The organism is Bdellovibrio sp. ArHS, from assembly GCF_000786105.1.
GTDB lineage: Bacteria > Bdellovibrionota > Bdellovibrionia > Bdellovibrionales > Bdellovibrionaceae > Bdellovibrio.
Map to the genome: position 1 here is coordinate 1 of NZ_JTEV01000016.1, position 12,563 is coordinate 12,563.

The 12,563-nt window shown below is 44.3% G+C and carries 12 protein-coding genes; 5 read left to right on the forward strand and 7 right to left on the reverse strand.

The window, feature by feature from the left end; all coding sequences use genetic code 11:
• The first annotated feature begins 325 nt into the window (after window positions 1-325).
• The 3 genes from OM95_RS08845 (at window position 326) to OM95_RS08855 (ending at window position 3,692) form a co-directional block, all read left to right on the forward strand.
• Window positions 326-1,633 carry a J domain-containing protein gene (locus OM95_RS08845; RefSeq protein WP_291515932.1) on the forward strand — a complete coding sequence of 436 codons (1,308 nt, stop codon included), beginning with the start codon at window positions 326-328 and terminating at the stop codon, window positions 1,631-1,633.
• Between the two features lie 183 nt (window positions 1,634-1,816).
• On the forward strand, window positions 1,817-2,512 hold the full coding sequence (locus tag OM95_RS08850) for an outer membrane lipoprotein-sorting protein (protein WP_291515934.1): 696 nt from the start codon (window positions 1,817-1,819) through the stop codon (window positions 2,510-2,512).
• A complete protein-coding gene (locus OM95_RS08855) occupies window positions 2,505-3,692 on the forward strand; it encodes a hypothetical protein (protein ID WP_041872784.1) in 1,188 nt (395 codons plus the stop codon). Before OM95_RS08850 ends, OM95_RS08855 begins: the two co-directional genes overlap by 8 nt.
• 86 nt (window positions 3,693-3,778) lie before the next feature.
• Here the strand turns inward: OM95_RS08855 and OM95_RS08860 are convergent, their stop codons facing one another.
• Window positions 3,779-4,822: a cytochrome c peroxidase gene (locus OM95_RS08860; protein WP_041872786.1), complete on the reverse strand. Its 1,044-nt coding sequence runs from the start codon at window positions 4,820-4,822 to the stop codon at window positions 3,779-3,781.
• A gap of 80 nt (window positions 4,823-4,902) precedes the next feature.
• Window positions 4,903-6,195, reverse strand: a complete 1,293-nt coding sequence (locus OM95_RS08865) for an AarF/UbiB family protein (RefSeq protein WP_291515938.1) — start codon at window positions 6,193-6,195, stop codon at window positions 4,903-4,905.
• Between the two features lie 82 nt (window positions 6,196-6,277).
• Between OM95_RS08865 and OM95_RS17220 the strand changes: the two genes are divergently transcribed.
• Window positions 6,278-6,700 (forward strand): DUF393 domain-containing protein, encoded by a 423-nt coding sequence (locus OM95_RS17220; protein WP_291515940.1) that lies wholly within the window; start codon window positions 6,278-6,280, stop codon window positions 6,698-6,700.
• Between the two features lie 46 nt (window positions 6,701-6,746).
• Entirely contained in the window at window positions 6,747-7,517 is a 771-nt protein-coding gene (locus OM95_RS08875; protein ID WP_291515942.1) for a 2-oxo acid dehydrogenase subunit E2, read from the forward strand.
• Window positions 7,518-7,589: 72 nt separating this feature from the next.
• On the opposite strand, the gene OM95_RS08880 is transcribed toward OM95_RS08875, so the two are convergent.
• The 5 genes from OM95_RS08880 to OM95_RS08905 all read right to left on the reverse strand — a co-directional run bounded on the left by OM95_RS08880 (window position 7,590) and on the right by OM95_RS08905 (window position 12,487).
• On the reverse strand, window positions 7,590-8,537 hold the full coding sequence (locus tag OM95_RS08880; RefSeq protein WP_041872794.1) for an FAD-dependent oxidoreductase: 948 nt from the start codon (window positions 8,535-8,537) through the stop codon (window positions 7,590-7,592).
• Between the two features lie 13 nt (window positions 8,538-8,550).
• Complete coding sequence (locus tag OM95_RS08885; RefSeq protein WP_041872796.1) at window positions 8,551-9,087, reverse strand: HTH domain-containing protein; 537 nt, start codon at window positions 9,085-9,087, stop codon at window positions 8,551-8,553.
• Between the two features lie 144 nt (window positions 9,088-9,231).
• Window positions 9,232-9,792, reverse strand: coding sequence for a heme-binding protein (locus tag OM95_RS08890; RefSeq protein ID WP_041872798.1), 561 nt, complete (start codon window positions 9,790-9,792; stop codon window positions 9,232-9,234).
• A 49-nt stretch (window positions 9,793-9,841) separates the two neighbouring features.
• Window positions 9,842-10,762, reverse strand: a complete 921-nt coding sequence (locus OM95_RS17225) for a carboxymuconolactone decarboxylase family protein (protein WP_291515944.1) — start codon at window positions 10,760-10,762, stop codon at window positions 9,842-9,844.
• 276 nt (window positions 10,763-11,038) lie between these two features.
• Window positions 11,039-12,487 (reverse strand): trypsin-like peptidase domain-containing protein, encoded by a 1,449-nt coding sequence (locus OM95_RS08905; RefSeq protein WP_041872801.1) that lies wholly within the window; start codon window positions 12,485-12,487, stop codon window positions 11,039-11,041.
• Window positions 12,488-12,563 lie beyond the last annotated feature (76 nt).

Genomic DNA, 12,563 nt, shown 5'->3' on the forward strand with positions numbered 1-12,563 from the left:
CTCCGCCGCCACCACCGCCACCGCCACCACCACCGCCACCACCACCTCCGCCTCCTCAGCCACCTCCACCGCAAGAGATGTGCGGCAATTTCAGGTTGCCTTGGACTATGTATCCCTGCGATACATTTATTGGCGGCGGCGGAGGAGGAGGCGATGGCGGCGGAAACTAGTTTTAATTTCTCAGGTCCCCTCTGTAGGGGACCCACTGGGGGATGTTCGTCGGCAGCACGCTGCGCTAATATTTAGCGGAACGCGCTTATTCATTCAGCAAATGGATAAAATCGATAGCGATCGGTCTTGAGGCTGTGATATTCAATGCGATCTTATGCAACTGAGTGATCGCAGCTTTGATATTTCACCACGACGGGATCTTTCTGTCGTTGATGATGCTAAATTACGCCAAGACTTCTTTTCGGCCTCAAGAAATCTCTTGAAGAAAATACAGCGCCTAGAAAAGGAATATGCTGACTTTGTTAACCACGATCAAGTGTTGTATCAGGATTGGTATAAAGTCACCTTCAAAGAGGAACTGCAGAGCCTCGATGCCATGGAGAAGCGTTGTCGAAGTTTGGCGCATTTTCATGTGCACTTGCAGTACGTAGCGCAAACGATGAAGGTGTCTCTTGAAGAAGCCTATCTTTTGCTTAAAAATGAGGAAGTTCAATATGAGTCCGGGGACGAAAGCTGGCGTTTTGTAATAGATAAGCTTCGTTCAGAGCGCTTTACCAATGCGACGAAAACACAGAACACGCCGTCATCCTCTGAGCGAGCGATGAAGAATCAAGCTCATTATAGCGAAGAAGTGAATTTGAATTTGGGAGATGTCCTGTGTGAGGATGATTCCGCTTTGAGCGGATTTAGTCGTTATTCGCGTTCGGTGTATCACTATCTTAAAGAGATTGATGACGTTGTGATGGCTCGTCATTTATCAGATGTTTCTGCAGGGTATCAGTTATTCAAAGAATCCTTTCAGATTGCGATGAGATGCGGTGATTGGGCTCTCTTGTTTCGCATCTGGCGAGTAGGGGGGATTGGGTATCAGCATAAACTTCTAAAACCGATGCCGTCCCATTTGAAGGAATTTCTGACAAAAACCTTCGCAGAACAAGCCGCTGAAGAGCTTCCGCGAAGTCTGGATACTCAGGTTGCCTTGCGTTCAGCTTATCGGAAAATAGCCAGACTTCTTCATCCCGATACACAGAGTGTCGATATGTCACCGAAACAAAAAGAGTGGGCAGCGAAGCGTTGGGAGAAGGCTCAAGTGGCCTATGGCGCCCAAGATCACGTTAGCCTCAAGCGCCTCGAAATCATCTGTCTTGCCGAAATGGGAGATCTTGGCCGAATGACTTTGGAAGAAATTTATGAAAGTTCATTAGCCTTGAATGATGAATACCAGGCGTTACGTAAAAGTCTTAAGATATATCGCCGTCATCCGGCATGGAAGTTTTCTACCCGTCGTAAGTACGAAGTTCTTAAAGTCAGGATTCGTAAAGAATTGGGAGTTCGATTTGCTACTTTACAGACACAAATCCTGTCCTTTGAAAATTTGTACGATCAGGCTGCCAAAAGCAGCATGCTGTCTGAAGTTTCACAGGATTTTTCCGAAAGAATTTCGCCGGCATGCTGGCAATAAGAGATCTTAAGAATTTGCAGATTTGAAAACAATTGAAGGTTTGAGATATACTGATAGATTCGTGCCGGGGCTTTCTCAAAGAGATTCCGTCAGCGAGTGGACTCGATATGTCTTTTGCTCAACGATTGACCTCTGTGGGGATGCCGTTTTTAATAGAATCTTTGTCTCCGAAAGGCGTAGGTCATGAATAGATATTTTTTTGGGATACTTGGATGCTTTTTTTCCGTATCCGTTCAAGCCGCAGATTTAGATCAAGTGATTCTTAAAGCTGATGAAATTCGAAATCCACCAGAATCTTTTGAGATGAACATCAAGGTTAAGACTCAAGATCAAGAATATGGTTTTTTGGTGGTTACTTCAGGTAATGAGAAAACACTTATAAAAACTAAATTCCCGATAAAAGACAAAGGACGAAATATGCTTATGTTGGGAACCGATATGTGGCTGTTTATTCCTAATCTTAATCGGTCCGTGCGCATCGCTTTAAATCAGAAATTAAATGGGGAAGTTGCAAATGGCGACATCAGTCGATTGCGATGGCATCAAGACTATAAGCCGAGTCTGTTGTCAGAAAGCCCAGAAGCCTGGACAATTCTGCTAGAGGAAAACAAAAAGGGCCTCACCTATCCACGGCTAGAAGTCAAAATAGAAAAGAAGACCTATCGACCTCTCTTCGCAGATTACATGGGTATCTCGGGCCGCAAGTTAAAAAGAGCCACTTTCTCGGATTACAAAATGCTGGCTGGAAAATTGCGCCCCTCTAAAATTACGATCCAAGACCTAACCAACGAAACAAAGATATCTAATATAGAGATTAGCTCGATAGAGGTAAAAAAAGTGGATGACTCGGTATTTAGTAAAGAGAGATTGAATGATTAGTATTCTGTTTCTTTTTGTGTGTTCAGCTTTTTCTTGGGCTAACAACATTGAGTTCAATTCAGAAGTCTCTTTCATTGACTCGTATAAGGTGAGCGAAAGGGACTCTCTGGGAAAAAGAATTGTATTAATGCCAGAAGTAAAAATAGAAAATGAAAGTCAAAGTTATGACTTCAAAGGCTCCTTCTTATATTGGCATAATTTTACAGAGTCGGATGGACGTCAGTATGAAGTTATCCCGACGAACGTGCTTCGCATCCATAGTCTTTATGTTTCCAAGTATTTAAACAATTGGGTATTTCGACTTGGTTGGGAGGTTCTGGAAAACGGTGAGACGATGGGCGCTCATCGTCCCAACTATTTAAATCCGGTGAGTTTTGAAAATTATGCTTTTGATGCCGAGAAGATTCGCGAGGTCGCGCAACCTGCCGCACATATAAAATATATATTTAATGATTCGGCCGTCGAGTACTTTTATGTCATAAAAAATGAAAAAATACCTTTGCCGCTATTTATAGCCAACGGGACAGTTGCCGATGGGGAACCCGACCGAGTGGCCTTTCGGGATACAGAACAATCGGTTCGGTTGCGTACTTACTTCAGTGAGATCGGTCTTGAATCGACGTTCTTGTACTCTCAGCATTTTAGTAGGGTGCCTGTGTACACACTACAGAGTAATCCCGAAGGAAAAGATGTTTATAAAGTTTTTTCAAAGAAAATGGAAAGTGCAAGTATAAGTATTAATAAAGCCTGGGAACAGTGGGTTTTAAGAGCGGATGTGACTTACCATAAAGACATGCCCTTCATGAGGTTCAGTAGTTCGGATTATATTATCAAGGATCTGTATGACGGAGCTGCGGGGCTTGAGTATAGTTATGGAGAAAAAAGATCCTTAATAACACAGCTACATTATGTGAATAACAATGAACCTGAGTCGCCCTTATACTATGGATCTATCTGGTTAAAAGAATCCTTTTGGCGTGATAAGTTCGACGTGAGTTTGGGCTATTACTCTGGCCTGGGCAATGGTGACAGTCATCTAGTGACAAATCTTAATTATGATGTTGGTGAACAATGGAGCCTTGGTGTTGGGTTTATGCAGTTTCATTCCCGCTCAGGCGGTTTCTTCCAGCTTCTGGAGGGAGAAGACCAGATTCAGTTAACTCTGAAGTTTTTAAACTGATTACAGCCATGAGTTTCGTATCTCTTTAAAGAGGAAACGTGTTTTATAAAGAAATACGAAACGGCTTCTAGCGAGAGAAATAAATGTTATTGTAAGAGCTCAGGGCCTGCGTAGGGCTCTGAAGGCAAAGTGGGGGCTTCACGGAAATTTTTCGGCAGTGGTCCCTTAAGACTTTCCAAGAACGCCTTGATCGACCTTACCTGATCATCCGTAAGATCTTTGTTGAGCTGAAGTTTTCCCATCCAACGGATCGCGGTCTCTATATCTTTTGCCGAAGCATCATGGAAGTACGGAGCTGTTTCAGTTACGTTGCGCAGAGAAGGCACTTTGAAAACATAAAGATCTTCGTCTTTCTTGCTAATCTCTTGGCGCCCTTTGTCGGGATTTTGCGATTTTGTCAGTGTCCAATAGTTTTGATAGATGCCGAACTTTTGCATGCTTCGACCGCCAACCGCCGGGCCGTTGTGGCAAGTCGCGCAGCCGACCGTCATGAATTCCTTGAGACCCTTACGAGCTTCGTTCGAGATAGCATCAATATCACCCTCTAAAAATTGATCGAATGGAGCTCTGGTTGTCAGGGATCTTTGATAGAGTCCCAAAGCCGCAGCCGCATTCTCGAGCGTCAGAGGTTTATCCGCTTTAGGAAACGCTTTTTTAAACAAAGGCAGGTATCCAGCAAGTTCAAATCTTTTTATTGCTTCAGCAGGTGAAGAGTTTCCAAAACTGAGTGGAGTTGTGAACGAGCGCAGAGCTTGATCTTCCAGACTGGCTCGATCATTGCGCCAATGCACGACTTCTTGAAACTGGAGATTCAAGATGGACTGAGCATTGCGTGCACCTTTATTATTATTGAATCCAGCCGATTGGGCGAGGCGATCGGTGCTGTAATATTGCGGCTGATGACAGCGCACACAAGCGGTGCTGCCGTCTTTAGAAAGGCGATAGTCGAAAAAGATTTTTCTTCCGAGTTCAATTTGCTCACTGGATATTTTATCTGGCGTTGCCGTTTTGGCCGGAATAATCCCAAATAAAGCCTTTGCGGTTTTCGCCAGCTCTTTATCTAAGGAAGACGGGATTGCATTTAAGCTAAAAATAAAAACAGTCGCAAAAATGACTAAGGATGATTTCATTTATAACCTTTCAGTTTTTCAATGTTTTCAACAGGCAGATTTAAAGTAGGGCATTCTTGGTAAAGTGTATCCCGAACATATCACGCGCGCACCCTCACGATTTGCTCCCAGTATTCATGCAAATCCAATTCGACCTCAAGTTTTCTAAGCGCAGCAAATATACCGCCTAATTTTCTATGAAGAAAAATCAGTTTATGAGGTGGAGGGGAAAATTTGAGGTTCTGTATAAGTTGCCTTGAAAGCTGAGAATTTCGTTTTAAAAACTCATCGTCTTTAAAATTGAATTTAGCGCCTTGTTCGTGAAAGAACGGACTCATTCCCAACATCATGAGTTCAACAAAAATGGCCTTTGCCTGCGATGTCTCTCTTGGATCTAAAAGTTCAAAATCAACAGCTCTTTGCACGATGTCTTCGTTTTTTGAGTTTTGAATCGCTTTGAGAAGTTCTATATACTTTCTTCTAAAATCGGCTGGATACGCTTTCGAAGCGCCAAAATCGAGGGCAATAATCTCAAGGTCAGGACTCTCGCGGATTAAAAAGTTTCCCGGATTAGGATCGGTTTGGACGAAGCCCCATTCAAAAAACTCCATGACATATAGATCCAACAGCGACTTTGCGATGAGTTCACGTTTTTGCTTGTTAGGACGTGTATCAATCCATTCTTTGAACGTGAGTCCCGGTTCGTAAGTCAGGCAAAGAACTTTTCTGGTACTAAGATGGGGCAGGGGAGCGGGGGTGCTAATTTTGGCATGTCTCCACGTATGTGAGTCAAACAATTTACGAAAGCTCGAGAGCGCTTCGGCTTCCTTGAGGTAGTCTGTTTCGAGAAGAAGGGTTTCTTCAATTTCCGTAAACAAGTAATCGAGATTCATATTTCTGCCCGTCAAAAAGCAGAAGGCAGAGATGATTTTCTTTAAAGTAGCAAGATCATTTTCAATGGATTGTTCCAAATGAGGATATTGAGCCTTGATAACAATCGGCTTGTCGGCCGCTCTGGCCTTATGAACTTGTCCCATGCTGGCGGCTGCGAACGGTCGGTACTGGATTTCACTCAGTTCTGAAAGTTGGTCTTTACTCAGCTCTTTTTTAAGTGTTTGTATCAAATCGAGCTCTGGATTTTCCCGAACCTGATTTTGCAGTTCCGATAGGATTTGTATCGCTTCCGGCGGAAAATAGTCATGTAAGTCGAGGCTTAGCAGTTGGCCCGCTTTCATCGCGGCCCCTCGTAAATGCCCGAGGCTTTCAGTAAGAATCTTAGCCTGTTCTATTCTGGATTGAAGATCCCCGGATGTGAGTTCCTGGAACCCGATTTTCGTCGCCATTTTGGTAAGCTCAAGCGTTCGTTTAAAACGATTGCTAAGAACAGATCCCATTGTCATCTCCGATGTACGAGAGGCGAGTATAAGTTGACCTCCGCATTAGTTCATACTACTATGAACTAATGCGGAGGTCAAGATGCAAAAGGCAAGAGATATGTCTCAATATGAAATTGCGGTCTATTACGATGGTCTCTGTCATCTCTGTTCGCGAGAGATCGAGCACTATAAAAAGATGAAGGGCGCTAACAATATATGGTTTGTCGACATCACCTCTTCCGACTTCAACGCTGCGACGGAAGGTTTAGATCCTCATAAGATTCATCAGAGTCTTCATGTTAAAGATAAAGATGGCCAAGTTTATCTGGGCGTCGACGCATTTATCATGATTTGGACTCAACTGAATAGTTTAAAAAAGGTTGCTTCCGTGGCTTCCTTTAAGCCCGTAAAGAGGCTTCTCCAAACGGGATACTTCTTGTTCGCAAAAATTCGCCCGTTGCTGCCGCGAAAAAACTGTTCCGACAGCCCCTATTGTGAAGTGTTGTTTGATCAGAAGAAGTAAGGCATGGCGATATCAGCTGATCAAGACGGTTTTGTAGGAAGAATTTATGATGTTCACAAAGATCGACAAGATCTCAATTTTTAGAAAAGTAGCTCTATCGCTTTGGGGCGGAGGTGGGGATCCGTCTGTTTATGGATTTCTCGAACTCGATGTGACGCGCCTGAAGTTTTCGTCTTCGCCGACCTCTTTGGTTATCAAGGGCTTAAGTGAAGTTATGAAAAAGCACAAAGAGCTTAATTTCATGATGCGATTCGGACGGCTTTATCTTCGTAAGAGTGTCAGTATTTCGGTCATGGTGAACATCCCCCAAGAGGGCGGGGATGATCTGTCATTCACAACTCTTCGCGATGTCGATCGAATGAGTATCGTGGATATCGAAAGACAACTCACACAGAATGTGGGGCTAGTTCGACGCAAGGAAGATCCTCATTTGGGTTTTGCTTTGCGGTTGCTCTATAAGTTGCCGCATTTTTTAACGAAAATGTTTTTAAGAGTTTTTGACTTCTTAACTCACGATCTTAACTTGAACTTGTCTTTTGCTCGTTTGCCCCAGGATCCTTTTGGATCCGTCATTGTGACGAATGTGGGTTCCTTGGGAATTAAAAAGGCTTTGGTTCCGTTGGTACCTTTGACTCGGGCCGGTCTTTTAATTTCAATTGGCCAAATTTCCCAAGAGCCCGTCGTGGTGGAAGGGAAGATCGAGATCCGTGAGATTATGCATCTTGGTGTTACCTTCGATCACCGCTTCTTTGATGGGGCCCAAGCGGCAAAAATGATTAACGATTTTGCAGCGTTTTTTAAGTCGATTGAAAAATAGATCGATGTTTTCATTCTAAGAAGTAGCAAGCAAAACTAAAGTTTCGGTGATGAGGGCGCTGGCGTGCTAAGCCTATTCGTAAAGAGGGACCGAGTAGGCTGAATGAATAGCTCCTTTTATGCCGCCATATCCAAAAGCATCGCCTAAGAGATAGATATTTTCTGTCACAGCTACAAAGGCCGAACTATGTGTCTGTAGAGGCTGGCTATATCTCCATTTTTTAAGCTGCGAACAGGAAATGATATACGAATCGCGCGAGCTGATAGGGGTCAGCGCATTTTGAAAGGCGGTCAAAATCTTCAATTGTGTTTCGGATTCTTCTTGCGCAAAATACTTTTCACTCCAGGCCGGTTGCATAGTGACCGTAAAGGCAAGATTTTGACTGACTCCTTTTGACCACTGGTTGCTGATGGCGTGGATTTCATCAGAAACATTCTGCAGGTGATTGATGCTGTACAATCTTTTGTCATTCGTCTGGATTTCCAAAAGTCCCACGAGTGCCGATGCATAACGAATCTCATCAAGTTCTATTGGGTAGGGGATTTGAGAATCTTTTAGAAGCGATAGTGATTGCGGTAGGGGACAGGTTATAAAAAGCTCTTTGGTATGGTAGGTTGCTCCCTGTTCGGTTGTCAGAACATAGAAGCTATCATGCATATCGATGCGTATGACTTTTTCGTTGAGTTTCACATTCATAGTGCTTGCCAACGATTTTGGAAATTGCGTCATGCCTTTCGGAAAAACGATATAATCACTTTGGGACGAAGAAAACCACAGTTTTCCTTGCTCCTCGATTTTTAAAGTTTCTTTCCATGGATTGTCTTCATCTTTTTTTAGGTCGATAAACTGGGCGCCGTGATCATAGGTGCAATGTGCACCTCGGCGTGTGGCCATTCTTCCGCCTACACCCGCAGATTTCTCCAAGATAAGAAAGCTTTTGTTTTGGCTTCTTATTCTGGAGGCAAGAGTCAGGCCTGATATGCCCGCTCCAATTATAATAGAGTCATAAAAAGGCGACATGCTGCACTTCTTGCTATTCACTTAGATTTTTTAGGGCTTCCTCAGTCCAGCAGGCCAGAGAATCCTCATCGCTTTGGCTTAATATGAAGTTAAGAGCAAATTGCGCCAGAGTGATCATATCGCCTAACTCTTTGAGTTTTTCTGTTTCGACTAGCGAGACTTGATCGCCTCTTTTTTGCGAGACTTTGGCGAGTTCCTCGAATTGGTCTTTTGTATTGGCAATGATTTTTGCTTCGCGCTCTTTAAGTATATCTTTAATCACTTGAATGACATTCGGAGCAGCTGAGTAGCGTTTTGTTTTTCTGCCATCTTCATGCATTAGAATAAGCCCATAGGATTCTAATTCGGAAAGAGCTGGGCTAATAAGAGCTTTAGAAACTCCCAGTCTTTGGGTCAGTTCAGCACCGCTAAGACTGGATTTCGATAGAAATACTTGCGTCCAGATTTGCCCATGAATTCTGCGGAAGCCCCAGTAACGGATAAAGTCGCCGATCGACTCTGACAGGTCCCGTAGCTTATTGATCTCTGTGTGCGAAGTTGGAACGCTCATTCTTTATCTTCTTTTAAGAATTTGGTTTTTTATTTAGTTCATATTGCCATGAACAAATGCCAAAAATCAATTAGAAATATCCTTTTGAACTTATGACAAATGCCTTTGGGATAGGAAAAATCTCGTTCGGTGGGAAATCGATCTTTACTTGGACTTAATTTCTATCCAAATCTCATTTCGGCGTAAAAACCACAGCTGAAACGGAGAGTTATACCGGGCAAGGACAGGCTCGCCAGCGGTCTCTAGGCCCGCTTTTTTTAACGACTCTTGCAGGATCTTGAGCTTCTCTTGATAGCGCGATTCTGACCACGATCCGGAGTAGGTATACACCGCCACTTTGCGCGCCGGTAATTGCCGTAAATGAACCCTCGAATCATCGGGCTCAGGCAAAGTTGCCAGAGAGTACTTCTTGGGCATCGTAAACTGCACTAGAAAACCAGTGGCATTTCTGGTCTGAGTCACTGGTGCTGTCATTTCAATCTTTTCCGAAACAGCCTGTTGATTCACGGGCGCTGTCATTGCGATTTTTGTTTTGGACTTATTGGCGCCAAAAATGTAGGCGGCCAGAATGCGAAATGCCTGGTTGCCAGCGCTTTCGAAGTCAGATTCGATTGTCGTTTCGGCAACCACCAGCGGTTTGTATTGCCGCACTTCATAATGAGCACCGATGGATTCGACTTTGTATTCTGGTTCTTCGATCGCCATGGCAACCCCTAGAAATAAAAAGATAAGGATAGTCAGACGGACGCCCCTCTTAAGATGTCAGACGTTTTTCACCTGATTTGTTTAACATCAAATCTGCATCCTTCTTAAAGGTTGCAAGATCCAACTGCATGCCATGGAATAAAGCACTCCAGTGTCGGCTCAAGGCCGCGATCGCGATGGCCTCTTGAATCTCACGATCTGTGGCGCCATTTAATTTGGCGGCAAGACGGTGAAAGGTGATGCAGTAGTCGCAAGGTATTTGAGCTGCCACCGCGATTCCAATCAATTCCTTTTGCTTCGCCGCCAATGAAGTGTGCGGATTCAGTTGCACGGCTTTAAACTCACTCCACGCGCCCGCAATTCCCTCTTCTGGAAAGAGCAGGAAAAATTTTGGTATGAGCCCCAGGGTCTTCTCAATGTCTTTGTAAGTCTCTGCGGCGTTGGAAAACTTCACCATAAATGCTTCGGCAGCAGGCGGCTTTCCTCCGGATTTATCCATCATTTGTTTTACATAGGACATGATTTGTTCAGCTTCTTTTTTGAAAGCGTCTTTTTCCATTTGCGAGCCATTTAAGACGGTACTCCAGTGGCGGGTTATGGCCGCCATGGCGCAGGCCTCAGCTTGTTCCTGGGGTGTTGCCCCATTATTCACGCTCCTCGTATATTCAAAATACCCCAACATTTCGCAAGGAATCTGCGCGGCCACACTAATACCAATAAGATTTTTAAGTTTTGACTCCAAAGCGGTGTTAGAACTGAAAGACAGATTCTTTACTTCCGCCCAAATACCGGGAATGCTCTCCTCCGTCATGTATTTGGCGAATTCAGGGATCGCGCCAAAGGTTTGGCGCATTTCTGCAAAGGCTTCATCAACGGCCTTCCATTTTGATGGCGGGCGCTGACTGGAGGGACTTAAGGGCTTCACCTCTTTATTGACTGATTGCTTATCTGGTTGTCTGTCTGTTGCCACAGTGAACTCCTTTATTTGATGTTAGCTTTTTTCAGCTACCCGCAGGGTAGCCCTAAAAGAATGAGCATCAATCAAAGAATGTGTCTTATGTAGAAAGTTATATTCGCAAAAGACGGTTAACACCTTTGTGAAATGAGATGTTCCTTGGCATATCCTTCTTACGGACGTCAACAGAACACCCTCCGCAAGAAAGTTTCCTGAAGACACCACGACATAGCTTCATTGATTTGAAGCACTGACTCGGGTTCGGCCCATCAGGGGAGAGTGTCTTTTTAGTTAAATCTGAAGTTGGGTGGGTTGTATTCTTTGAATGAACAATTCACCGGGGGCTAGATGTTTCATTTCGAAGTTGCCGATGGACCCCGAGGAAAATTCTAACAAAATATGCTGCGCTCTGTTTTTCTTTGCATCATGCAAAACAAGAGAAAGTGACTTTAGATCACGCGCTCTTTCCCCCTGAGCCGCAACCACGAAGTCAGAAGCATACAGGCCCATTTCCTCAGCCAGGCTTCCAGAACATAGGTGAGTCACTACTAGCTTCGAGTTCCCCATATAGAAGTCTTTTAAGATGACATCTCGATTGTACCCATAGGCAATTAACGCCGAGACAATGTCGGTACAGACCTCTTGCAAAATCAATCCTCCAAAGGACATGAATTCTCGATCAACCAAAACCGGCTTCTGAGAAATTTCATCTGGATTCCAACAGAACAATTCCTTTTTGAACTTCAGAATCTTCCCGGCTCGCACCACTTTGACTGTGACCGGATTTCCTTCTGCAATTCCATGCAAAATATCATAGATATTTCTTTTACGGGATTTACTTTCTTCGACAATATTGCCGTGACGATCAAGACTTTGATTATTGATGGCCAGAAGTAAATCACGAGCCTTTAAACCCATTGCTTCGGCAGGACTGCCTGATAGAACCTTGCGAACAATGACACCTTCTTCCTTAGTGGTGCCCAGAATAGCAGCATTCGCAACCGAGTTCTTTTGAATCAGCACGCCCAACCGGGGCAGTCCCGCTTTCCTTTTTCGTGAAAAGACATCGAGAACATTCTTCGCCAAATGAATCGGGGTGATAAAGCCGAAGTTTTCAGCGCCTTCAATGATGGCCGTGTTGATTCCGATAACCCAGCCTCCGCGTCCTAATGCCGGCCCGCCACTATTTCCAAGATTGATCGCCGCATCCGTCACCATGCGCTCGGTGGTGTCGCCACTCCCAGCGATAAAATTTGAAATTTCCCCACCCGCAAAATGGGGTTCGTCGACGCCCAATGGATAGCCAATGGTTTTTACTTCATCGCCTCTGCGAACTTCCACCGCGAACCCTAATTTAAGAGCAGGTACTTTTTTAATACCGGCATATTTCAGAAATCTTTTTTTCGCAGAATTCGTTAAACGTAGCAGGGCTACATCGGGCTCTAGGTCTTCTACGATCCCAAGCACTTCAACATTGAAAAGCTCATCACTGGTCAGTATCGAGCGAATTTGCAGACGCACTGAATTCCGCGCTACATGGCTGTTGGTTAAAAGATAGCCATCTTCACCATTTAGATTGATAAAAAAGCCCGAACCACTCCACTCTTCCGGAACCACAAACCGCGGATCCAGAATAGCCCGTGGATCAGTCTCACTAAAGCCCTGAACATGAATTCTCACAACGGCCTTCGTTGCTTCCCGGGCTTGTTCTGCAAAAGTCTTTTTTTTGGGCTGGATCATTCTTGGAAATACTAGATCCAGCAAAAATACTGTTGAGTTACCGTTGATGCATTTGCCGCTAAACAGTCAAAAAGAT